A 24,005-nucleotide genomic window follows, 5' to 3' on the forward strand; every position below is an offset into this window, starting at 1 on the left:
CCCCGAGGAGCTCCACCGCATGACCGACAACACGACCGCGCCCGACGACACCGCGGCGCGGCTGGTCGAGCGCTCGAACCGGCTGGGCGCCGACCCGCGCACCACCAACTACGCCGGGGGCAACACCTCCGCCAAGGGCACGGGGACCGACCCGGTGACCGGCGGGCCGGTCGACCTGCTGTGGGTGAAGGGCTCGGGCGGCGACCTGGGCACGCTCACCACCGACGGGCTGGCCGTGCTGCGCCTGGACCGGCTGCGCGCGCTGGCGGGCGCCTACCCCGGCGTGGACCGCGAGGACGAGATGGTCGCCGCGTTCGACCACTGCCTGCACGGCAGGGGCGGTGCCGCGCCGTCGATCGACACCGCCATGCACGGCCTGGTCGACGCGCCGCACGTCGACCACCTGCACCCGGACTCCGGCATCGCGCTGGCCACCGCCGCCGACGGCGAGGAGCTGACCGGGCGGTGCTTCGGCGGCCGGGTCGTCTGGGTGCCGTGGCGGCGTCCCGGTTTCCAGCTGGGCCTGGACATCGCGGAGGTCGCGCGGGCCAACCCGGACGCGATCGGCTGCGTCCTGGGCGGGCACGGCATCACCGCGTGGGGCGCCACCTCCGAGGAGTGCGAGGCCAACTCGCTGGAGATCATCCGCACGGCGGAGGAGTTCCTGGCCGAGCACGGGAGCCCGGAGCCGTTCGGCGCGGTCGTGCCGGGCAACGAGCCGCTGCCCGAGGCCGAGCGCCGGGCCAGGGCCGCCGCGATCCTGCCGACCGTGCGCGGCCTGGCCTCCACCGACCACCCGCAGGTGGGGCACTACACCGACTCCGACGTGGTGCTGGACTTCCTGTCCCAGGAGAAGCTCGGGGCGCTCGCCGGGCTGGGCACGTCGTGCCCCGACCACTTCCTGCGCACCAAGGTCAAGCCGCTGGTGGTCGACCTGCCCGGCACGGCCACCGTCGAGGAGGTGGTGGCGCGGCTCAAGGAGCTGCACGCCGCCTACCGCGAGGACTACCGCGCCTACTACGAGCGGCACGCCGACGCCGACTCGCCGGCGATGCGCGGCGCGGACCCGGCGATCGTGCTGGTGCCCGGCGTGGGCATGTTCTCCTTCGGCCGCACCAAGCAGACCGCGCGGGTCGCGGGCGAGTTCTACGTCAACGCCGTCAACGTCATGCGCGGCGCGGAGTCGGTGTCGACCTACCGGCCGATCCCGGAGTCGGAGAAGTTCCGCATCGAGTACTGGGAGCTGGAGGAGGCGAAGCTGCGGCGGATGCCGAAGCCGAAGCCGCTGGCCGCGCGGGTCGCGCTGGTGACGGGCGCGGCCTCGGGCATCGGCCGGGCCATCGCCGAGCGGCTGGCCGCCGAGGGCGCGTGCGTGGTCGTGGCCGACCTGGACGCGGCGAGGGCGGCCGAGGTCGCCGCCGCGATCGGGAACGCCGACGTGGCGATCGGCGTGGGCGCGGACGTGTCCGACGAGGACGCGGTCGAGCGGGCGTTCGCCGAGGCCGTGCTCGCCTTCGGCGGCGTGGACCTGGTGGTGAACAACGCCGGGCTGTCGATCTCCAAGCCGCTGCTGGAGACCACCGTGCGCGACTGGGACCTCCAGCACGACGTGATGGCGAAGGGCTCGTTCCTGGTGTCGCGGGCCGCCGCGCGGGTGATGGTCGAGCAGGGCACGGGCGGCGACGTCGTCTACATCTCCAGCAAGAACGGCGTGTTCGCCGGGCCCAACAACGTCGCCTACGGCGCGACCAAGGCCGACCAGGCCCACCAGGTCCGCCTGCTGGCCGCCGAACTGGGCCCGCACGGCATCCGCGTCAACGGCGTCAACCCGGACGGCGTGGTGCGCGGCTCGGGCATCTTCGCCGGCGGTTGGGGCGCGCAGCGGGCGGCCGTCTACGGGGTGAAGGAGGAGGAGCTGGGCGCCTACTACGCCAAGCGCACCCTGCTGGGCCGCGAGGTGCTGCCCGAGCACGTCGCCGCCGCGGTGTTCGCGCTGACCGGCGGCGACCTGTCCCAGACCACCGGGCTGCACGTCCCGGTCGACTCCGGCGTCGCCGCCGCCTTCCTGCGCTGATGGACGGGGGTGCGGTCCGGGTCGCGGCGGTCGACCTCGGCGCGTCCAGCGGGCGCGTCATGGCCTTCGACGTGGCGCCCGACCGGGTCACGTCCACCGAGGTGCACCGGTTCCCCAACGGGCCGGTGCGCCTCGGCGGCACGCTGCACTGGGACGTGCTGGGCCTGTACCGGGGCGTGCTGGACGGGCTGCGGGCGGCCGGCCCGGCGCTGGACGCGGTGGGCGTCGACTCGTGGGCGGTGGACTACGGCCTGCTCGACGCCACCGGGGCGCTGCTGGGCAACCCGGTGCACTACCGGGACGGCCGCACCGACGGGGTGCCCGAGGCCGTGCACGCGCGTGTCCCGGCGGCCGAGCTGTACGGCGTCACCGGCTTGCAGGTGCTGCCGTTCAACACCGTGTACCAGCTCGCCGCGGCCTCGGGGACGCCGCAGCTGGCGGTGGCGCACCAGCTGCTGCTGATCCCCGACCTCCTCGGCCACTGGCTGACCGGGGCGCGGGTCGCGGAGGTCACCAACGCCTCCACCACCGGCCTGCTCGACGCGCGGTCCCGGACGTGGTCGGCGCACCTGATGACGCGGCTGGGCCTCGACGCCGGGCTGTTCCCGCCCCTGGTGGAGCCGGGCGCGGTGGTCGGCGAGCTGCTGCCGCACGTGCTGGCCGGCACCGGCCTGACCGGGCCGGTGCCGGTGGTGGCGGTCGGGTCGCACGACACCGCGTCCGCCGTGGTCGGGGTGCCGGCCGCCGGGCCCGGCTTCGCCTACGTGGCCACCGGGACGTGGTCGCTGGTGGGGGTGGAGCTGGACGCGCCGGTGCTGACCGGGGCGGGCCGCCGGGCCAACTTCTCCAACGAGCTGGGCGTCGACGGCACGGTGCGCTACCTGCGCAACGTGATGGGCCTGTGGCTGCTCCAGGAGTGCCTGCGCGAGTGGGGCGACCCGGAGCTGGGTCCCCTGCTGGCCGCCGCGGCCGGCGAACCCGCCCTGGCCGCCGTGGTCGACGCGGGCGACCCGGCGTTCATCCCGCCCGGGGACATGCCGGCCCGCATCGCCGCGGCGTGCGCCCGGACCGGACAGGAACCGCCGCGCACGCCCGCCGCCGTGGTGCGTTGCGTGCTCGACAGCCTCGCCCTGGCCCACCGCCGCGCCGTGCGGCAGGCCGCCGAGCTGTCCGGCACCCCGGTCGAGGTGGTCCACGTCGTCGGCGGCGGCGCGCGCAACGCACTGCTGTGCCGGCTGACGGCGGACGCCTGCGGCCTGCCCGTCCTGGCCGGCCCGGTCGAGGCGGCGGCGTTCGGCAACGCCCTGGTCCAGGCCCGCGCGCTCGGCGTCGTCACGGGCGGGCTCACCGAGCTGCGCGAGCTGGTGCGCGCCTCCACCGACGTGGTCCGCTACGAGCCGACCGGCTCCCCCGCCGCGTGGGACGAGGCGGAGGGCCGCCTCTGAGGCGGGTCACCGCGCGCGGCCGGCGAGCAGGGCCCGGGTGTTGGCGAACACCACGTACAGCAGCGGGGCGCAGGCCACCAGCAGGCCCGCTACGGGTTGGAGCAGCACGGCGAGCGCGGCCAGGCCCAGCACTGCCGCGTTGACCGCGGCCAGGTACCAGCGGCGGGCCACCAGGACCAGGCACGGCCACAGCAGGTCGCGCAGCCGGGCGGTCCCGGTGGACGCGGCCACGAGCACCGCCACCACCGTGCCCACGACGAGCACGGCCGCGGTGGCGAACAGCGGCACGACCGCCGGCCCCCACGCCGTGCGCGACACGACGACCGCGTCCACCCCGAGCACGACCAGCAGGGCCGCGCCGCCGTACCACGCCGCCAGCGCGCGCCCGGCGGCCCGCCGGTAGGCGGCGGCGAACGGCCGCCACACCGCGCCGTCGTCGAGCGCGGCGAAGCAGCCGAACACCCCGGCCAGCGCCGGGGCGCAGCACCCGGACAGCACGGCGAAGAACGGCCACGACGCCACCGGGTCGCGCACGACCGCCAGCGCCAGCAGCAGCGGCGAGCAGGCGAGCGCGAGCAGGACGTTCGCCACCAGGGCCGCGTGGACGAGCCCGAACACCCTCTCGTAGGTCTGCTGGGAGGCCGGGCGCAGCAGCCGGGCGACCACCGCGCTCACCCCTTCAGCCCGGTCGTGGCGATGCCGCGGATGAAGTACCGCTGGCCCAGCAGGAACACCGCGAGGATCGGCAGCACCGACAGCACCGCGCCGGTCATGATCATGGCGTACTCGGCGTCGTACTGGCCGACGAACGAGCGCAGTCCCAGTTGGACGGTCCACAGGTCGTTGCTCGTCAGGTAGATGAACGGCCCCATGTAGTCGTTCCAGGTGTTGACGAACGTCAGCAGCGCCAGGCTCGCCAGCGCGGGCCTGGACAGCGGCAGCACGATCCGCCGGTAGATGCCGTACTCGCTCAGGCCGTCGATCCGCGCGGCCTCGCACAGCTCGTCGGGGATGGACGCGTAGTACTGGCGCATCAGGAACACGCCGAACGCGCCGAACGCCTGGAGCAGGATGATCGACCAGTAGGTGTTCGTCAGCTCCAGCCGCTGCATCATGATGTACTGCGGCACCATGTACGCCTGCCACGGCACGGCGATCGTGGCGATGTAGGCCAGGAACAGCGCGTCGCGGCCGGGGAACCGCACCTTGGCGAACCCGTAGGCGGCGAAGCTGCCGGTCAGCACCTGGAGCGCGGTGATCGACACCGACAGCAGCAGCGAGTTGCCGAGGTAGGCCGCCAGCGGGACGCGGTCCCAGATCTCGACGAAGTTCGACCAGCGCAGCTCGTCGGGTATCCACTGGACGGGCACGGTGAACACCTCGTTGTCGCGCTTGAGCGAGGCGGACACCATCCAGGCGAACGGCACGAGCACCAGCAGGGCGACGGCGGTCAGCGCGGCGTAGGCCACGACCGGGCGGAGCAGGCCGGGACGGCGCCGGGGCCCCGCCCGCGGCGGGTCGACCGGGTGGGCGGCGGGCGGCGCCGGGTGCAGCGCGGTCATCGGGCGTTCCTCCGCTCGTTGAACCGGAACTGGGCGACGGTGACGGTCAGCACGACGACGAACAGCACCAGCGCGATGGCCGACGAGTAGCCGAAGTGGCCCTGGACGATGCCCTCCCGGTACACGAGCTGGGCGAGCACCAGCGTGCTGCGGCCCGGACCGCCGTCGGTCATCACGACGATCAGGTCGAGCACCTTGAAGCTCTGGATGGTCAGCATCACCAGCACGAAGAACGTCGTCGGCCGCAGGCACGGCAGGGTGATGTGCCGGAACCGGTGCCACGCGTTCGCGCCGTCGACCCGCGCCGCCTCGTAGTACTCCTCCGGGATGGCCTGGAGGCCCGCGAGGTAGAGCACCATGTAGTAGCCCATGTCCCGCCACACGCTGGTCACGATCACCGCGGGCATCGCCCAGTCCGTGCTGGCCACCCAGCCCGGCGGGTCGTCGACGCCGAGCGCGCCGAGGAACTGGTTGACCGGCCCGGACGTGGGGTTGAACAGCATGTTCCACACCACCGCCACGGCCACCAGCGACGTGACGTAGGGGAAGAACGCCGCCGTGCGGAAGAAGCCGACGCCGCGGAGCTTGCCGTTGAGCACGACCGCCAGGCCGAGCGCGGCGACCAGCGTGAGCGGGATGTGCCCGGCCGCGTAGTACAGCGTGTTGCCCAGGGCGACCCGGACGTTCTCGTCCTCCAGCATTTCGGCGAAGTTGTCCAGGCCGACCCACTCGGGTGCCCGGTAGGAGTCCCACTCGGTGAACGCCAGGGCGAACGCCGCGAGCACCGGCACGAGGGTGAACAGGGCGAAGCCGAGGAAGTTCGGCAGGATGAAGCTCCACCCGACGAGGGCGTCGCGCCGCGCGCGCCGCCGCCGGGCCGGGGTGCGGGGCGGCACGACCGGTGCCCGCCGCGTCGCTGCGTCGGCCACGCGCGTCAGTCGACGACGTCGCGGACGCGGTCGCGCATGGACCGGATGCCGTCCTCGACCGACTTGTCACCCACCATGATCAGCTCGTGCTCCTCCTCCAGGATCGCGTCCACGTCGGAGGTGTGCTCGCTGACCGGCATCTCCAGGGCGATCTCGTCGGGCTTCAGTGCCTTGGCGGTCAGCTCGTCGGTGGGCATCCCCTCCAGCGAGGCGTACCGCCGGGTGATCTCGGGGCTCTGGAGGGCGGGCACGACGCCGACCCCGGTGATGGCCTCGGCGCCCTCCGCGCTCGCGGCGAACTCGACGAACCGGCGCGCGGTGGCGCTGTGCCGGGCGTTCCCGTTGACCGCGAACGCGGTCGGCGACCCGAACGTGGTGACGCCGGACGCGCCGGGCCGCTGCGGCAGGGGCGCCAGGCCCCACTCCACCCGGGTGTCGCCCTTGGCCTTCGCGGCGAGGACGCCCGCCACGTACCAGGTGCCCATGGGCATCATCGCGGTCTTGCCGCTCTCGAACGCGGTGCGGTAGCTCGCCTGCTGCGAGGTGGCGGTGCCGAAGTCGAGCGCGGCCCCGGCGCCCTGGACGTCCAGCGCGGTGCGGTACTGGTCGGCGAAGAACCCGAAGTCGCCGTTGACCTGGTCGCCGCCGGTCTGCGCCGCCGCGACGGCCTGCACGACCGAGCGCCACGTGTGGTGGTAGGTGCCGTGGACCTTGTCCGCGCCCTCGCCGCCGGTCAGCTCCTTGGCCAGCTCGGCGTACCGGTCCCAGGTCAGGTTCTCCGGGTGGGGCACGCCGGCCTGGTCGAAGAGGGTCTTGTTGTAGTAGAGCACCCAGAAGTCGTGCCGGTAGGGCAGGGCGAAGAACCTGCCGTCCACGTCGAACGCGTCCAGGCCGGCGAGGGCGGCGGCGTCCTTGCCGCGCGCGGCGTCGGTGAGGTCGGCGAGCTGGCCGCGACCGGCGTAGCGGGCGTAGTCGGTGACGTTCTTCATGGTGATCACGTCGGTCTCGTCGCCGCCGGCGAGCATCGTCGTGACCTTCTCGGGGTAGTCGTCGGCGAGGATGTCGACCGGCTCCACCGTCACGTCGGGGTTGGCCCGCTCGAAGGCGTCGAACAGCGCCTGGAACTCGGGCGTGCCGGCGAGGTTCCACACCGACACGCTCAGCGTGACCGGTCCGCTCTCGTCGACCGCGCCCCCGGAGCCGCAGCCGGTCGCGGCGAGCGACAGCGCCGCGAGGACGGTCAGCACGCCGCGGAACCGGCCGCGCCGGTTCCCGGGTCGGAGTGTTCTCGGAGTCACCGTTGATCCCCTCTCCTGTGCTTGGTCAGTCGTGCGGCAGGTCGACCGCGGTGGGGGTCCCGTCGGGCCAGCGGACCACCACCCGGCCGGCTCGCGGGTCGAGCGCGACGTCCGGGGCGTCGCCGGGGAGCGCGTCGCCGTGCAGCCCGATCGCGGCGACCACCCACCGGCCGGGTGCCACGGGGCCCTCGGCGAACGGCGTGGCGGTGTGCGGTCCGAGCGGGCCGGCGTCGTCCTCGCGGTGCACGCCGACGCGGTAGAGGCCGTGGGCCGCGACGACCACCGAGCGCAGGCCGCCGGCACGCGCTTCGGCGCGGTCGGGTGCGGTGGCCGTGACCGGGCCGGTAGTGGCGGGGTCGGTGGCGGGGTTGGTCGCGGCGGGGCCGGTCGTGGTCGGGGCGGTCGTGGTCGGGGCGGTCGCCAGTGGCCAGCCGCCGAGGCGCAGGGAGGTCGCGTCCAGGGGCACGCCGGGCAGCGGGTCGACGCGCGCGCACCGCACCTCCCACGCGCCGCGCACGGCGGACAGCGTCGTGACCAGGGCGACGTCGCGCGCCGTGCCCCGGCGTCCGGAGCCGTGGTCGCGCTGGCCCGGGTCCGGGTCCAGCCGGTGCGCGCGGGCGACCGAGGCGCCGACCAGGACGTCCCCGGCGTCCCGCACGAACAGCGTGCGCATCCCCGCCCGGTGGGTGGCGGCACCCGCCTCGTCCAGCAGCACCACCGACTGGTCCACCGGCGAGGTCCAGGCCCGCTCCGACAGCAGCGGGGCCGTGGCGGTCGAGTAGCCCAGGCGGGCGTAGAGCGGGGAGTCGCCGGCGGACGAGCCCTCGACCTCGTGGTCGGTGCCGTGGTTGACCACCCGGACGACGCCGTCGGCGCGGGTGGCCGAGACCAGCCAGCCCGGCGCGGCGGCGACCCACGTCCGGTCGCCCCGCTCGACGGGCAGCGGCTCCTCGACCGCCGTCCACACCGGGTGGTCGGCCGGGAGCGCCAGGCCGAGCAGCCCCTTGGCCGCCCAGTACGGCGAGGACGGCCCCGAGTAGTCCTGCGCCAGCCGCGGCCACTCGTGGTGCCAGCCCAGCGTGAGCAGGCCGCGGTGGTCGGGCGCGCCCCGGTCGGCGAAGTGCGCGACGATCCCGGACGCGGCGCGGCGCAGCAGGCCGGGCCCGGTGGAGGTGACGCCCGCCAGCGCGCCCACCCACAGCGGCGCCGCCGCCGCGAACCGGTAGACGAGGCTGCGGCCCTGGACCAGCGGCCCGCCGTCCGCGCCGATCAGCCGCACGTGGTCGGTCAGGTAGCGGTCCAGCCTGGCCGTGTCGAGCGCGGTCCGGTCGGCGAGGTCGGCGGCGCCGCGCATCCGCGCCCACAGCACCGGGTACAGGTGCAGCGCCCAGCCGCCGTAGTGGTCGAACGAGCGCTCGTCGCCGTCGGCGAACCAGCCGCCGCCCCGGTGGAACGAGTCGTGCGCGGCCAGGTCGGCCTCGACGTCCTCGGCCCGCCACGGCCCGCCGACCGACCGCAGGAAGGTCTCCACGACGACCCGGAACCACACCCAGTTGCAGCGCGGGTAGGTGTCGTCGCCGACCACGGCGGACAGGTAGTCGACGACGCGGTCGCGCACGGCGTCGTCCAGGCGGTCCCACAGCCACGGCCGCGTCAGGTCCAGGACCAGGGCGATGGACGCGGCCTCGACCTTGGCCTGCGCGTGCTCCTCCGGGCGCGGCCAGCGCTCGGCGGAGGCCGGGTCGGTGCCCGCCGCCAGCCCCTCGGCGTACCAGCCGGCGAGGCCGAGCGGGTCGCGGCCGTCCTCGCCGGCGAGCCGGAAGCCCGCCGCGAGGAACGTGCGGGCGAAGCCCTCCAGCCCGTCCACGTCCGCGCCGTAGCCGCCCGCCGGGCCGGGTGGCGCGATGCGGGCGCGGTGCGGCGAGGCGTGCGGGCGGACGGCGAGCAGCAGCCGGTCGGCCAGCGCGGCCCAGTGCTCCCGGGTCCAGCCGGTGATCGGCGAGGCGTTCACGCGCTCATCCCGAACGTGTCGGGCGTGACGGCGGCGCGCGGCGGCAGGCCGGTCAGGTGGCGTTCCAGCTCGTCGATCGCGCTGTCGCTCATCCGCCGGGCCTCCGGGCCGAGCGACCCCGCGACGTGCGGGGTGATCATCACGTTGGGCAGGTCGTAGAGCACCGAGTCGGCGGGCAGCGGTTCGGGGTCGGTGACGTCGAGGATCGCGTCGAGCCGGCCGGCGGCGCACTCGCGCTCCAGGGCGGCGGTGTCCACGACCGCGCCGCGCGCGGTGTTCACGACCGTCGCGCCGTCGCGCAGCAGCGCCAGTTCGGCGGCCCCGATCAGGTGGTGGGTGGAGCGCAGGGCGGGCACGTGCAGGCTCAGCACGTCGCTGGCGCGCAGCAGGTCGGGCAGCTCGACCAGCCGCGCGCCGGCGGCGGCCACCCGGACCGGGTCGGCGTAGGGGTCGGCCACCAGGACGCGCACGTCGAGCGTGCGCAGCCGGTCCACCACGCGGCGGCCGACGCGGGAGAAGCCGACGACGCCGATGGTGCGGTCCCGGTTGGACAGCTCGCCGCGCGCGGTGGCGTAGGACCAGTCGTCGCGGTGCCGGCGGGCGTCCTGGGCGAGGAAGGGCGCCTTCTTGCCGGCGAAGACGATCGCGGCGAGGGTGAACTCGGCGACCGGGATGGCGTTCTCGTCGGCGGCGTTGGTGACCAGGATGCGCCGCCGCCACACCTCGTCGGTGACGAACGGGCGGACCGTGCCGGCGCAGTGGAAGACCGCGCGCAGCTCCGGGGCGGCGGCGAGGCGCTCGGCGGTCAGCGGCGGGCAGCCCCACGAGGTCAGCAGGACGTCGACGTCGCGCAGCCTGCGGCGCACGGCGGGCGAGTCGAGCTCGGCGGTGCAGGTCGGGTCGCCCAGGTCGACGAGCCGGGCGAGCCGGTCCAGCTGCGGTCGCTGGAACTGGGAGCGGAAGTGCTCCGGTGCCATGACCAGGAGCGCCTGCGGTCGTCGTGGTCGGTCGGTCACGAGGAATCCTCCTCAGCCGGCACGCGCGGGCAATCCGATCGATCATGTGTGCTCGGAGTTGAACAAGTCAAGACCGGATTTGTTCGGTTATGATCAGTTCGATCATCACGGCGGAGCGTGGAGGCAAGCGCGTGACGACCCCCGAACCGCCGGCCCCGCTGCCCTCGGAGCGGCGCGCCCGGCTCGTCGAACTGCTGCGCAGGCGCGGCACCGTGCGCGTGCGCGACCTCGCCGACGAGCTGGACGTCTCGGCGATCACCGTGCGCCGCGACATCACCCTGCTCGCCGGGGAGGGCCTGGTCCGGCGCGTCCGCGGCGGCGCGGCGAGCGCGCCCACCGCGGCGAACGGCGTGCCGCGCGTCGCCGAGCCCCTCGCGGCCGACCCCCGGACCCGGCTCACCGTCGGCATGGTCGTGCCGTCGCTGGACTACTACTGGCCGGACGTGGTCAGGGGCGTGCGCGAGGCGGCAGCCGGGGCGGACGTGCGGGTCGTGCTGCGCGGCGCCACCTACGAGGCCGCCGACGAGCGCCGCCAACTCGCCCGGCTGGTGGAGGCGGTCGGCGTGGACGGCCTGCTGGTGGCACCCACCACCACCGGCGACGAGGGCGAGGCCCTGGTGCGCTGGCTGCGGTCGGTCGACGTGCCGGTGGTGCTGATCGAGCGCACGCCCGCCGACAGCCACCGCGAGCCGGTCGAGTCCGTGGTCAGCGACCACCCGCGCGGTGCCGCGATGGCCGTGCGGCACCTGGCCGAGCGCGGCCACCGCCGGATCGGCGTGAGCACCACCGTGACCAGCCCGACCTCGCCGCACGTCCGGCGGGGCTGGCGGGAGGCGTGCGAGCAGCTCGGGCTGCCGGTGGAGGGCGTGCCGGACGTCGGCACGGTGGACCGGCGCGACACCGCCTGGCCCGCCGCCCTCGACGACCTGCTCGACGCGTGCGTCGCGTCCGGCACGACGGCGCTGCTCGTGCACTCCGACCCGGAGGCGATCTCGCTGGTGGAGCGCTGCCAGGAACGCGGGATCGGGGTGCCGGGGGACCTGGCCGTCGTCACCTACGACGACGAGGTGGCCGAGCTGTCCGACCCGCCGCTGACCGCGGTCCGGCCGCCGAAGGCCGCCGTGGGGCGCGCCGCCGTGGCGCTGCTGGCCGCGCGGCTGCGCGACCCCGACCCGGACCGACCGGCGCACCGGGTCGTGGTCGAGCCGAGGTTGATCGTGCGCTCCTCGTCCTGACCGGCACCGATCAGGACCGATCACCCGGTTCACCCTCCCGGTACGGCCACGCCGTCGGCGGTGCCGCGGGCCGGTGACGTAGGGTTCGCGAGCAACCCTCGCTTTGACCCGTGACTGGAGTGCCCGTGGCCAGGTCCGCCGCCGTTGACGCGCAACGACTCGACCGCGAGGCGCACGAGCTGTTCAAGCAGCTCGGCGTGGTCCCGACGACGGGCCAGGACAAGGACGGCCGCACGATCACCATCACGCCCGGTGAGCGGTTCACCGAGATCAACCGCCGGGCGCGGCTCATCGCCGTGAGCGACACCCTCGCCCAGGCCGTCGCCCACCTCCTGACCACCCGGGGCGTGCGGGCCGAGGTGGACCAGGTCCGGGTGGACCCGGCCGCCGAGGGCGACGAGCAGGTCATGGCCCTGCGGGTGACCGCGGCCGGCGCCGACGCGGTGATCCCCCTCCGCCCGGCCACCACCCGGCTCCGCGCCTACCCGCCCGCGCCGGACATCGACCTGACCGGCCACACCCCGCTGGCCGAGTTCGACCTGGCCCCGGGCGCGGACGGCTGGGTGACGGCGGACGCCATCGCCGACGCCCTCCTCCCCCACCTGGCCGGGGCGGCGGCCCCCGCCGATACGGCACCCGCCGACGCCGCGCCCGCCGACGCGACGCTCGCCGACGCGGCACCCGTCACGGCCTGAGGCGGGCCGCGCCGACCGCGCGCCGGCCCGCGTCAGGTGGTCGCGGCCGCCCTCCGCTGCCACAGCAGCTGGATCTTCGACCCCATGAGCGCGGCCATCTCCGGCCTGCGCTCGTCGATGAAGAAGTGCCCGCCGTCGAACTCGGTGGTGTCCACGCGGTGCTCGGTGTAGCGCTGCCACCCGTCCGTGACGACCCGGTCGTCACGGCCCTCCATCAGCACGACCGGGCACCGCAGCCGCTCGAACGCCGACTCCTCGTAGCCCCCCAGCAGCCTCAGGTCCGCCGCGATGACCGGGGCGAAGTAGTCCATGAAGTCCCGGTCGGCGAGGTTCTCCTCGCCGAGCCCGCCGTAGTCGCGCAGGACCTGCTTGAGGCCTTCCGGCGTGTCGAGGTCGGCCACCGCCCCGAACCTGCTGTCGCACGGCGCGGCCGACCCGGAGCTGAAGAACACCAGCGGCGGGTTGTCCAGGCGTTCCTGGCAGAGCTTGGCGACCTCGTAGCCGACGACGCTGCCCATGCTGTGCCCCCAGATGGCGTACGTCCCCCGGAAGGAGTCGACCAGCTCCGTGAAGATGTCCCGGGCGAGCAGGCGCAGCGACGACGGCATCGGCGTGGTCGTCCGCTGCTCGCGCAGCGGGTACCGGGCGATCCGGACGTCGATGCCGTCGCCGAACGCGGTCTTCCACTTGCTGTAGTACAGCGACCCCGCGCCCGCGTGCGGGAAGCACACGAGCGGGAGCCCGCCGTCCAGGACGCCCACCGGCCTCACGCCCTTTCCAGGAACCGCACGGCGCCGAAGAAGCCGACCACGGTCCACGCGCCGAGGATGATGTAGCTGATCGGCTGCGCCTCGAACGTCGTGTGGGCCAACGACGCCCTCATCACCTCCGCCATGTGGTAGATCGGCAACACCTCGTGCACGGCCTGGACCCAGCCGGGCAGCCGCTCGATCGGGAAGTTGATCGGCGAGAACATCAGCGAGATGAACGCGATCAGCTGCGACAGCGCCATCGCCGGCTCGGCCGGGATGACGAACGAGTAGCCGTAGCCGATGGCGAAGCAGGACAGCACCATGAGCACGAACGCGGGGATGATCGTCCACGAGATCGCGTAGCCGGGCTCGAAGATCAGGTGCGCGACGAAGACCGAGATGGCGATGGCCGGGACGGTCACCATCGCCCAGATGCCGACGTCGGCGATCAGGAACAGCTTGCGGCTCACCGGCAGCGACTTCACGAAGTCCATGTAGCCGGTCATCTTCGCGCCCGCGTTCTGCATGGGCACGGTCACCAGGGCCGTCATGATCAGCACGATCGTCGGCGCGCCGGTCGCCAGGTACAGCATGCCGCCGCCCTCCGGCGACGCCATGAGGTAGGAGAAGCCGATCGCCACGCCGAGGGCGATCACGACCATGATGATCGAGAAGACGACCAGGTAGCTGCCCTGCTTGCGGGCCTGGAGTTCGATCACGTACTTGAGCTTGCTACCGGTGGGCACCTTCGACCGCTCCCCTGGTTCCGACGAGTTCGATGTACATGTCTTCGAGGGTGATCTCGGTGAGGGAGTACTCCGCCAGCAGGCCGCGGTCGCGCTGCTCGGCGGCCCACTTCAGGGCGTCGGAGGCGAGTTCGCGCTCGAACGTGAGGGTCAGCTCCGCGTGCGAGACCTTCAGGTTCTCGCCCCACGCGGGCTTCTCGAACTGCTCCTCGGACGCCTTGGCGACGGCTTCCAGCTTCATCAGGTTGCCGGCCGCCTCGCCCCTGATCCGGCGCGCGTTGCCCTGCTTGAGCACCTTGCCCTCGTTGAGCACGGCCATGGTGTCGACCGTGTTCTCGGCCTCCCGGATGTTGTGCGTCACCACCACGACGGCCGTGCCGTCCTTGGCCAGGTCGCGGATCGCGCTCCACAGGAAGCGCCGGCGGACCGGGTCGACGTCGTTCGTCGGCTCGTCCAGGATCACCGCGCGACCGGGCGCGACGGCGGCCATGCAGAACCCGGTGAGGCGCAGGACGCCGCCGGAGAGCTTGGTGCCCTGCACGTCCGCCCACTGCATGATGTCGAGCTTCTCGAACAGCTCCGTCGTGCGCCGGTCCACCTCCTCGGGGCTGATGCCGCGGAGCTGGCCCATGACGCGGGTGACCGACCGGGGGGTCAGCTCACCGAGCGGCGTCTTGGACTGGGGCTGCACCGAGCAGAGGTAGCGCCCCAGGTTCCGGTTCTTCACGATGTCCTGGCCGGCGATGACGATCGACCCCGAGTCGGGCTTGAGCAGCCCGAGCAGTTGGTTCACGATCGTCGTCTTGCCCGCGCCGTTGTGGCCGAACAGGCCGAACACCTCGCCCTCGTCGACGTGCAGGCTCACGTCGTCGTTGGCCAGTGTCCGACGACCCCTGGACTTGTACGATTTCGTTACGTGGTCCAACTCGATCACAGCCATTGTCAACCTCCTTCGAAAAATTAACGTATCACCCTGCGTCGACACGCCTGGTCAAATACTCGACTTCGTCATCCAGAATTCGCACGATATCGTCCGGATCGTCCACCCACTTGCTCAGGACGAGCAGGTCCAATCGCCCGTTGCCGACTTTCGACACGCCGTAGCAGTCCGCGTAGTCCAGCTTCCCCTGGTCGTCGGACAATTGCGCGAGCGTCATGTCCCAAATCGCGTCGTACTCGTCCTCGACGTTTCCGACGAAGTTCAGCAGGCATGTCGGCCGGAGCGTCTTGCCCATCACCGAGAGGACTTTCCGGTGCTTGACGATCGACCGGAAGCTCTGGACCAGGTTGAGGAAGCTGACGTTGTTCTTGTTCATCATGCGGACCTTGTCGGTGATGATCCCGTCGAGGTCGCGCATCGTGTCGCGCTCCCCGGGCACCAGCACGGGCAGGCTGCCGAGGACCATCCCCATGACCTCGGAGTAGTCCTCGTCCTCGAACACGCGCGACTGGAACAGCATGATCAGCGCCACCTTGTCGATGCCGAGCAGGCGGGAGACCACTCGGGCGTAGAGGTGCACGACCAGGTAGAACAGGTCGACCTCCGTGCCGTCGGCGGCCCGGAGCCGGTCCAGGTCGAGGGAGTAGCGGACGTCCCGGATGCGGCTGTTCGCGAACCGGGCGGACTTCTCCTGAATGATCTTCGCATACCGGACGTAGTCGACAAGGTCGAACTTCTCGATCAGTTCGTCCGGGGTGATGCCGACCGGGCCCTTGGCGATCTGGTCCTGGAGGTGCCGGTAGCTCTTGGCGATCGGCATCGCCCGCCCCGTGCCCGCCGTCAGCTCCTCGTAGCGCTTGAGCAGGTCGCCCCGGAACAGCTGGCCGGACGCCGCGTCGAAGATCGAGTGGTCGAACTGGAAGAGCAGGTCGTGCGAGCGGTCGTTGTACTTGATCAGGACGACCTGGTACATCGGCTTGTCGACGACCTTGAAGTCCATGTTCCACTCGCGCTTGACCAGCTCCGCCCGCAGCTCCTCCTGCTCGCGGGGCTCCAGGCCGGACAGGTCCAGCCGCGGCAGGGCGATGGTCTCCGGCGCCTCGAACTCCTTCCACCGGAAGCGCCCGAACGATCGGCTCAGGAAGCTGCGCATGAGCCCGTGCCGCCCGATGACGTCGCACAGCGCCTGCTGGAGGACGTCGAGGTCGACGAGGTCGTGGAACTGGATCAGGTAGAGCTGGAGGCGCGACTCGGTGGCGAAGTGCTGCTTCTGCATCGCGCTGATCGGGTACGTCCACTTCACCGGCCGGGCCCCGATGGACCGGCGCAGCTCCTCCTGCCGGCGGTCGATCTCGTCGAAGACCTCCGAGTAGCCGCCGTCGTGGGACGGCAGGCCCGCGCTCGCCTTCAGCGTGGCGAAGTCCAACGCCGTCCCGAGTTCCTCCCCGCCGGCCGGGACGACGTAGTGGGGCACGAACTCCGCGGGCACCCGCAGTTCGCCGAACTCCCGGACGACCCTCTTCTTCAGCGCGTCGTCCAGCCCGGTCACGAAGAGCACGACGAGCGCGTCCTCGTCCCGCCCCGACTTCACCTCGCGGAAGGCGCAGGGCGTGCCGAGGCGTTGTTCCAGCACCGCCGCGAGGCCGTCGAACGACAGGTCCTCCGCACCGCCGCGCCTGGCCGTCCGCTCGATGAAGGCGGCGAGCCCGGCGACCGTCGGGTGGTTGTAGACCTCGTTGGCGAGGACCTTGTAGCCGTTCTTCTCCAGGGCGTTGGTGAACTGCACCAGCTTCACCGAGTCGAGGCCGATGTCGAAGATGTCGGCGCGCTCGTCGATCTCGCTGAAGCCCAGCAGCGTCCGGACCTCGCGCTCGACCACGGCCGCGATCGCCTGCCGCTCGTCGCCGCGGTCCGGCTCGTCCTCGACGTCGACGACCTTGGCCGCCGCCTGCGCCCGCAGGGGGTCGAGCCCGTGGTAGGCCGTGCCGATGCCCGCTTCGCGCACCCGGGGCAGCAGGTCCAGCACCGACCGGCCGTCCTCCTGCACCGCCGCGAACGAGTAGAGCCGGGTGAGGCCGGCGCTCGCGCCGTCGTCCTCGTTCCCGGCGAACCAGGTGGTGACGTCGCTGTCCCACCCACCGCGGTCCAGCCCCGGCCGGGACAGCACGTGGCACGGGACGCGCCGCTCGCGGCCCAGTCCCGCCACCAGGCCCAGCAGGGCGCGCCGGTCCACGCCGTCGGGGCCGGCCCCCCGGGCGGGCGCGTCCCACAGCACGACCTCGTCGACCCCCGGCAGCGCGCGCACGCCCGCCGACAGCCGGGCGGACAACGCCTCCCAGGTCGACCCGACGACCGCGGGCAGCACGGTGACGCGCTCGTCCACCGGCCCGACCCGCGTCGGCGGGCCGTCCGCGCCCAGGTCGAACGGCAGCACGTCGAAGGTCCGGGCGGTGTGCGCGCCCGCCAGGTCCCGCACCACGCCCTCGACGTCGCGGGTGCGGCTCAGGACGACCGTCCGCGCGGGCCGACCGGGCGCCGGGTGGCCGCCGTCCAGCGGTACCGCCCTGGGCACGAGCCGCCGGCCCCGTTCGTAGCGGACCGCGACGTCGTCGGGCCGGTGCGCCTCCAGCTCCGCGCGCAGGCACTCGCGCCACACCTCCCCGCCGCGGCGGTCGGCGAGGGGCGCGTCGCACCGGACGGCCCTGACCCGGAACCCCGGGTGCTCGTGGTTGACGCCGATGAGCAGCGGCAGGAAGTCGCCGCGGGTGGCCAGGAAGTCGCCGGTGTCCAGCACCACGACGTCCTTCACGCACCGCTCCCGCATGTCGGGGACGGCCGCGCAGAGCCCGCGCAGGGTCGCCACCGCCGACGCGTGGTCCGCGCGGTCGACCACGATCGTGTCGCCCGCGAGGGCGTGCCGCTCCAGGTCGTCCAGCAGCCGCCGGAGGTCGTCCTCGTGGCCGGGACGGACCACCGCGCCGGACTGCCGGTCGAACCGGTACGCCGGACCGGACGAGACGTAGAGCGCCCGCCAGTGCGCGACCCCGTCCAGCACGCGCTTGAGCCGGCGGCGGTCGTCGGTGAGCACGACCAGGACCCTCGGCTGCTCCTTGCCGGTCGAGGAGGGGCGCACGGATCGCGACCAGGTCAGCCACGAGGCCGGCGCCGGCGCGTGGACGACGGTCCCCGTGACGGCCTGCCGCGCGGGCCGCACGGCGACGGCGCGCGTGCCGCCCCCGGACGGGCCGTCCAGCAGCCGCTGGAACTCCTCGACGTCGACCGGGTACTCGACCCTCTCGAACGGGTACAGCGGGAGCTTCACCTTGCGCGGCTCGCGGCCCCGGTGGAACGCCTTCCAGTCCAGCGGGACGCCGTTCTCCCACAGCTTCCCGACCGCGCGCGCCAGGTGCTCGTCGTCCCCGACCGCCTCCAACCGGTGGCGCAGCGCGTTGATCGCGGTGACGCCGGCGTCGCGGCCGATGGCGCGCACGAACGACGACAGCGACTTCCCCGGCCCCACCTCGACGAACAGGGTTCCGCCCCGCTCCAGGACCGCTTCGACGCCGTCCTTGAACCGGACCGTCTCGCGGGCGTGCGAGCAGTAGTAGTCGCGATCGGTGGCCTGCGCGGTGGTGATCCACGCCCCGGTCACGTTCGACGCGTACGGGATCTTCGGCGGGTGCAGGGTCACCCCCTCCAGCACCTCGCGGAACCGGCCGAGCATGGAATCCATGTACTGCGAGTGGTAGGCGTGGTCGGCCTCGACGTGCGCGAACTCGACGCCCCGCTCGGCGCACCGCCGCTCCAGCTCGGCGACGGCCGCCGGGGTGCCGGACACGGTGCAGTCCGCCGGGCCGTTCACCGCGGCGACGGCCAGCTCGTCGGTCAGCATGGACCGGACGACGTCCTCGGGCGCCCGCACGGAGGTCAGCGCGCCCTCGACCGTGGTGTCCATCAGGCTGCCCCGCGCCTGGACGAGGCGGATGCCGTCCTCCAGCGAGAACACGCCGGCCACGCACGCCGCCGCCAGCTCACCGGTGCTGTGCCCGACCATGCCCTTGGGCTTGAGGCCCCACCCGATGAGCGTGCGCGCCATCGAGGTCTCCAGCATGAACAGCAGGACCTGCGTGGTCTCGATGTTGTTCAGCCGCGCCCCGGTCTCCGGGGAGTCGCCGAAGAAGACCTCGCGGGGCACCTCGCTGCCCAGGGCGGTGCTGATCGTGAAGCACTCGTCCAGGTGCGCCCGGAAGGCGGGCTCCTTCTCGTAGAGGTCGCGGGCCATGCGCGGGTGCTGCGCGCCCAGGCCGCTGAAGAGGAAGTGGACGTCGCCGCGCGCGTTCTTGTGGACGCGCGCGGACGGCTCCTCCGCGTCCAGCGACTCCTGGAGGCGCTCGCGGAGCTGCCCGACGTCCCCGAACGCCACGGCGTAGCGGTGGGCGAGGCGGCGCTGGCGGTTCTGGAGCGTCCACGCCAGGTCCGCGCCGTCGACGTCCGGGTGCGCCGCCAGGTGGTCCACGAGGTTCCGCTTGATCCGCCGGACCGCGTCCTCGGACGTGCCCGACACGACGAGCGTGTTGTGCGCCCGGCCCTTGCCCGAGACCGGCCGCGCCGGGGGCGCCTCCTCCAGCACCACGTGGGCGTTGGTGCCGCCGATGCCGAACGAGCTGACGCCCGCGCGCAGCGGCAGGACCTCGTCGTCCGCCGACCGCTTCGGCCGCAGCTCCTGCTTCTCCGCCACGACGTAGAACGGGCTGCCGTCGAGGTCGATGTTCGGGTTGAGCTCGGTGAAGTGCAGGCTCCGCGGCACGGTCCGGTGTTCGAGGATCTTGCAGGTCTTGATCAGGGAGGCGACGCCCGCGCCGGTGTCGAGGTGGCCGATGTTCGCCTTGAGCGAGCCGATGCCCGTCGAGCCCGGCGACCCCGCCCCGAACGCCTTGCGCAGCGCCTCGACCTCGATCGGGTCGCCGAGGGCGGTGCCGGTGCCGTGGGTCTCGACGTAGGACACCTCGGCGGTGGGCACGTTGGCGACGCGGTACGCCTTGCGGATGACCTCGGCCTGTCCCTCGATGCTCGGCGCGGTGTAGCCGACCTTGCGGTTGCCGTCGTTGTTGACCGCCGAGCCCTTGATCACCGCGTGGACGTGGTCGCCGTCCCGGAGCGCGGTCTCCAGGCGCTTGAGCACCACGACGCCGACGCCGTTGCCCTCGACGGTGCCGCCCGCGTCCTTGTCGAACGGGCGGCAGCTCCCGTCCGGCGAGTGGATCATGTTCTCCTGGTGGCGGTACCCGTTCTTGTGCGGCAGCGTCAGCCCGCTCCCGCCCGCCAGCGCGATCTGGCACGCCCCGGTCCACAGGTTGCGGCACGCCACGTCGATGGCGACCAGCGACGTCGAGCACGCGGTGTGCAGGGTGAACGCGGGGCCCTTGAGGTCCAGGGCGTACGCGATCCGGGTGGCGGCGAAGTCCTTGTCGTTGAGCTGCATGCCGGTGAACGTCATCCCCGACTCCAGGATGTGCCTGGTCAGGGTGTGCGTCTCCCACGCGAGGTTGTTCGTCGCGCCGAGGAAGAGGCCGATGGCCTCGGGCCGCCCCTCCGCCGAGTAGCCCGCGTCCTCCAGGGCGTGGAAGACCTCCTCGTGCAGGGCGCGGACCTGGGGGTCGATCAACGTCGCGTCGGCGGGGGCGTAGCTGAAGAACTCCGCGTCGAAGTGCTCGACGTGCGGGAACACCCCCTTGGCCCGGACGTAGTTCGCGTCGTCCAGCGCCGCCCGGGTCACGCCCGCGTCGAGCAGTTCGTCGTCGGTGAAGCGGGAGACGGCCTCGACGCCCTCGACCAGGTTGGCCCAGAACCGGTCGACGTCCTCGGCCTGCGGGAACCGGCCGGCCATGCCGATGACGGCGATCTCCAGCCCGGTCTCCCGGCGCTTGACGGCCTTGTTGTCCGGCATGGTCAGAACTCCTCTCCCAGCTCGGCGGCCAGCTCCTCGGCCAGTTCCTCGGCGAGTTCGTCCGCGATCTCCCGCAGCAGCGCGCCGGCGCTGAAGGCCCGCTCTTCCTCCTCCTGCTCGGCGAAGGCGTCCTCGGGTCCGGTCTCGTCGGGTCGGACCCCGGGTTCGTCGGCGCCGGTCCTGCCGTCGAGGTAGGCGGCGAGCGAGGCGATCGACGTGTGCTGGAAGAACTGCACCAGCGGCACGTTGCGGTCCAGCGCCTTGCGCAGCCGGTTGTTGATCGTGAGCAGGTTGAGCGAGTTGATGCCCAGGTCGAAGAAGTTGCGGTCGACGTCGATGGACTCGGCGGGGACCAGGTCGGCGATGATGTCGAAGAGGACCCGCGCCGCGCCGGACGCCGGGCCGAGGTCCGGCGCCTCCCGGCGGGCTTCCGGCTCGGGGCGGATCTCCGCCAGCCGCGCCCGGTCGACCTTGCCGCTCTTGTTCAGCGGGATGCGGTCGAGCCGCACCAGGGCCGCGGGCACCACGTACGGGGCGACCAGCTTGACCATCGCCTGCCGCACCGCGTCCGGCGCGACCGGCTCGCGGGAGACGTAGTAGCCGCGCAGGCTCTTCTCCCCGTCCACCTCGACGCAGACGACGGCGGCGTCCTCGACGTGGTCGAGGGACCTCAGCACGCTCTCGACCTCGCCCAGCTCGACCCGGAAGCCGCTGATCTTGACCTGGTCGTCGACGCGGCCGAGGTAGTCGAGCGTGCCGTCGGGCAGCTCGCGGACCAGGTCGCCGGTCCGGTAGAGCCGGCGACCGGGCAGCGCGGGCACCGTGACGAAGCTCGTGAGGTCGAGGTCCGGCCGGTTGTGGTAGCCGGTCGACACGCCGTCGCCGCCCACGCACAGCTCGCCGACCGCGCCGGGCGGCAGGGGGTTCAGGCCCCGGTCCAGCACGTGGGCCGAGGAGTGCGCCAGCGGTCGCCCGATGGGGACGCGCTCGCGGCGCAGGTCCTCGGCGCGGATCTCGTGCGTCGTGGAGAACGTCGTGTTCTCGGTGGGGCCGTAGCCGTTGGTGATCCGCAGGTCCGGGCAGGCGTCGCGGACCCGCTCCAGGTGCCGGACGGACAGCGCGCTGCCGCCGACGAGGAGGTGGTCGAGCCGGTCGAAGATCGCCGGGTCGTAGGCGCACAGCTGGTTGAACAGCGGCGACGTGAGCCACATGCCCGTCACCTGGTGGCGCTTGACCATGTCGCGCATCAGGTCGCCGTCGAGCACGTCGAGTTCGTCGGCCAGCACCAGGGTCGCCCCGAACAGCATCGTCCCCCAGATCTCGAACGTGCTGGCGTCGAACGCGGGCGAGCCGGTGAACATGACGACCTGGCGGTCGTGGAAGTCGAAGAACTCCTGGTCGGCGACCAGCCGCAGGATGTTGCGGTGGGTGATGCGGCAGCCCTTGGGGTTGCCGGTGGAACCCGACGTGTACATGAGGTAGGCGGTGGCGGCGTTGAGGTTGCGCCGCCGCGGGAACGGCGGCACGTCGGCCGGAGGGAGCTGCGCGACCAGCAGCACCCGGGACGACGCCGGCGCCTTGTCGGCGTGCTCCGGCACCGTGCAGAGGTGCTCCACGCCCGCGTCGGCGACGATGTGCCCGATCCTGGGCCCGGCGTCCTTGGTGTCGATCGGGACGTAGGAGTTGCCGTTCTTGAGCAGGCCGAGGATCGCCGCGAGCAGCTCCGGGCGGCGGTCCACGAGCACGCCGACCGCCGTGCCGGGGACGACGCCCCGTTCCCCCAGCTCCCAGGCGACCGAGTCGGACCAGCGGTCCAGCTCCGCGTAGCTGTACTCCCTGCCCCGCCACACGAGGGCGGTCTTGTCGCCGTGGGTCGCGACGACGCCGGCGAACACGTCCACCACGGACGAGTCCAGGATGGACGGACCCGCTGCCGCCGAACCCGGTGCGGTGGAACCCGGCGCGGTCGAGCCCGGCACCGCCGAACCGGACTCGGCCGGGGCGTCCTCCGCCCGGCCGACACCGAGCGCGAGGTCCGCGACCAGCACCCGCGGGTCGGCCGCGACCGCCGTGAACACGCGCACGAGGCAGCGCTCCAGCTCCCGGACCAGCTCCGGCGCGTAGTGGTTCGCGTTGTAGGCGAACGTGACCGCGAAGTCGCGGCCGGGGTTGACCACGACGTGCAGGTCGTAGCTGGTCCGCTCGAAGACCTCGACGCCCTCGAACGCGATCCCCTCGCCCGTGTCGCCGCCGAAGTCGCGCAGCTGCTCGGACAGCGGGTAGTTCTCGAAGGCGACCACGTGGTCGAGGAGCTTGTTCTTCAGCGGGGTGACGCCCTGCACGTCGTGCAGGGCGTAGTCCTCGAAGGCGCTGGCCCGCAGGTAGGACTCCTGCACGTCGCGGCACAGCCCGGCGAAGTCCTGGTCCGCCGCGGTCGTCACGCGGACCGGCTGCGTGTTCGCGAACAACCCCACCGCGTCGCCGATGCCGGCCAGCTCGGAGCCGCGACCGGACACGACGCTGCCGAAGACGACGTCGTCGGCGTAGTTGAACTTCTGCAGCACGACGCCCCAGGCGGCCTGGAAGACGGCGCTCTGCGTCACGCCGGTCTCCTGCGCGAACCGCTTCAGCCCGTCGTGCAGCCCGGCGGGGAGGGTGAACCGGTGCGCGGCCCCCCGGTAGCCGCCGGGGCGCGGGTCGGCGGGCAGGACGGCCGCGTCCTCGTAGCCGTCGAGCACCTCCGCCCAGTACCGCCGGGCGTCCTCGCCGCGCCGCCGCTCGTGCCACGCGATGTAGTCGCGGTACGGCAGCGCCTCGGTCCTCGGCCGGAACGAGCCGGTGCCGGTCAGCTCCTCGTAGTACCCCATCAGCGTCGCGAACAGCGGGCCGAGGGACCAGCCGTCCAGGATGATGTGGTGGAACGTGAACACCAGGCGCCAGCGCCGGTCGCCGACCCGGATCAGGGTCGCCCGCAGCAGCACGTCCGCGCTGAGGTCGAACCCCTTCGCGCGGTCGGCGACCTTGAACTCCTCGACGTCGCGGTCGAGGTCGGGCCGGTCGCGGTAGTCGCGGACGTCGAGGTCCGGCGCCCACTCCTTCAGCACGACCTGGTACGGCTCGTCGGTGTTGCGGTAGGAGAAGATCGTGCGCAGGGCGCTGTAGGTCCGGGACACGCCCGCGAGCGCCGCGCGCATGTGCCCGGCGTCCACCTCGCCCGCGATCGCGAAGTCGAACTGCTCCACGTAGGCGTCCGAGCCCGTGTCCACCGCGTGGCTGAAGAGCATGCCCTCCTGCATCGCGGCCAGACCGGAGATGGACTCGATGTTGTCTTTGTCAATCATGAACCAGGCTCTCT

General features: G+C 73.0%; 15 protein-coding genes. 4 read left to right on the forward strand and 11 right to left on the reverse strand.

All coding sequences use genetic code 11. The annotated features are described in order from the left end of the window. Positions 1–19 precede the first annotated feature (19 nt). Together ACRAKJ_RS28600 and ACRAKJ_RS28605 are read left to right on the forward strand one after the other, a co-directional pair. A complete protein-coding gene (locus ACRAKJ_RS28600; protein WP_438919067.1) occupies positions 20–2,074 on the forward strand; it encodes a bifunctional aldolase/short-chain dehydrogenase in 2,055 nt (684 codons plus the stop codon). After that, entirely contained in the window at positions 2,074–3,519 is a 1,446-nt protein-coding gene (locus ACRAKJ_RS28605; RefSeq protein WP_438919066.1) for an FGGY-family carbohydrate kinase, read from the forward strand. Before ACRAKJ_RS28600 ends, ACRAKJ_RS28605 begins: the two co-directional genes overlap by 1 nt. A gap of 6 nt (positions 3,520–3,525) precedes the next feature. Here ACRAKJ_RS28605 and ACRAKJ_RS28610 read toward each other — a convergent pair whose 3' ends face one another. Genes ACRAKJ_RS28610 through ACRAKJ_RS28635 form a run of 6 tightly spaced genes read right to left on the reverse strand, consistent with a single transcriptional unit; the run spans position 3,526 to position 10,335 of the window. After that, complete coding sequence (locus ACRAKJ_RS28610) at positions 3,526–4,194, reverse strand: hypothetical protein (RefSeq protein ID WP_438919065.1); 669 nt, start codon at positions 4,192–4,194, stop codon at positions 3,526–3,528. Beyond that, the gene (locus ACRAKJ_RS28615; protein ID WP_438919064.1) at positions 4,191–5,081 is read right to left on the reverse strand and encodes an ABC transporter permease subunit; all 891 of its coding nucleotides are present in this window, start codon (positions 5,079–5,081) and stop codon (positions 4,191–4,193) included. The genes ACRAKJ_RS28610 and ACRAKJ_RS28615 overlap by 4 nt, the downstream gene beginning before the upstream one ends. Further along, a complete protein-coding gene (locus ACRAKJ_RS28620) occupies positions 5,078–6,010 on the reverse strand; it encodes an ABC transporter permease subunit (RefSeq protein WP_438919063.1) in 933 nt (310 codons plus the stop codon). Before ACRAKJ_RS28620 ends, ACRAKJ_RS28615 begins: the two co-directional genes overlap by 4 nt. Positions 6,011–6,015: 5 nt before the next feature. Continuing rightward, positions 6,016–7,308, reverse strand: a complete 1,293-nt coding sequence (locus ACRAKJ_RS28625) for an extracellular solute-binding protein (protein WP_438919062.1) — start codon at positions 7,306–7,308, stop codon at positions 6,016–6,018. Between the two features lie 25 nt (positions 7,309–7,333). After that, positions 7,334–9,319, reverse strand: coding sequence for a DUF2264 domain-containing protein (locus ACRAKJ_RS28630; protein WP_438919061.1), 1,986 nt, complete (start codon positions 9,317–9,319; stop codon positions 7,334–7,336). Then, the gene (locus tag ACRAKJ_RS28635) at positions 9,316–10,335 is read right to left on the reverse strand and encodes a hydroxyacid dehydrogenase (RefSeq protein ID WP_438919060.1); all 1,020 of its coding nucleotides are present in this window, start codon (positions 10,333–10,335) and stop codon (positions 9,316–9,318) included. Before ACRAKJ_RS28635 ends, ACRAKJ_RS28630 begins: the two co-directional genes overlap by 4 nt. Before the next feature lie 131 nt (positions 10,336–10,466). Here ACRAKJ_RS28635 and ACRAKJ_RS28640 point away from each other — a divergent pair, with 131 nt between their 5' ends. Together ACRAKJ_RS28640 and ACRAKJ_RS28645 are read left to right on the forward strand one after the other, a co-directional pair. Then, positions 10,467–11,570 carry a substrate-binding domain-containing protein gene (locus ACRAKJ_RS28640; RefSeq protein WP_438919059.1) on the forward strand — a complete coding sequence of 368 codons (1,104 nt, stop codon included), beginning with the start codon at positions 10,467–10,469 and terminating at the stop codon, positions 11,568–11,570. A 110-nt stretch (positions 11,571–11,680) separates the two neighbouring features. Further along, positions 11,681–12,265 (forward strand): hypothetical protein, encoded by a 585-nt coding sequence (locus tag ACRAKJ_RS28645; RefSeq protein WP_447008736.1) that lies wholly within the window; start codon positions 11,681–11,683, stop codon positions 12,263–12,265. 32 nt (positions 12,266–12,297) lie between these two features. Here ACRAKJ_RS28645 and ACRAKJ_RS28650 read toward each other — a convergent pair whose 3' ends face one another. The 5 genes from ACRAKJ_RS28650 to ACRAKJ_RS28670 are packed head-to-tail and all read right to left on the reverse strand — an operon-like array spanning position 12,298 to position 23,991. Beyond that, positions 12,298–13,035 carry an alpha/beta fold hydrolase gene (locus tag ACRAKJ_RS28650; protein ID WP_438919057.1) on the reverse strand — a complete coding sequence of 246 codons (738 nt, stop codon included), beginning with the start codon at positions 13,033–13,035 and terminating at the stop codon, positions 12,298–12,300. After that, positions 13,032–13,763 (reverse strand): ABC transporter permease, encoded by a 732-nt coding sequence (locus ACRAKJ_RS28655; protein ID WP_438919056.1) that lies wholly within the window; start codon positions 13,761–13,763, stop codon positions 13,032–13,034. Before ACRAKJ_RS28655 ends, ACRAKJ_RS28650 begins: the two co-directional genes overlap by 4 nt. Further along, positions 13,750–14,703 carry an ATP-binding cassette domain-containing protein gene (locus ACRAKJ_RS28660; protein WP_438919055.1) on the reverse strand — a complete coding sequence of 318 codons (954 nt, stop codon included), beginning with the start codon at positions 14,701–14,703 and terminating at the stop codon, positions 13,750–13,752. The genes ACRAKJ_RS28655 and ACRAKJ_RS28660 overlap by 14 nt, the downstream gene beginning before the upstream one ends. A 28-nt stretch (positions 14,704–14,731) precedes the next feature. After that, complete coding sequence (locus tag ACRAKJ_RS28665) at positions 14,732–20,650, reverse strand: beta-ketoacyl synthase N-terminal-like domain-containing protein (protein WP_438919054.1); 5,919 nt, start codon at positions 20,648–20,650, stop codon at positions 14,732–14,734. Between the two features lie 2 nt (positions 20,651–20,652). Continuing rightward, positions 20,653–23,991, reverse strand: a complete 3,339-nt coding sequence (locus tag ACRAKJ_RS28670) for an amino acid adenylation domain-containing protein (protein WP_438919053.1) — start codon at positions 23,989–23,991, stop codon at positions 20,653–20,655. Positions 23,992–24,005: the final 14 nt, after the last annotated feature.

The organism is Saccharothrix sp. DSM 118769 (assembly GCF_052936295.1).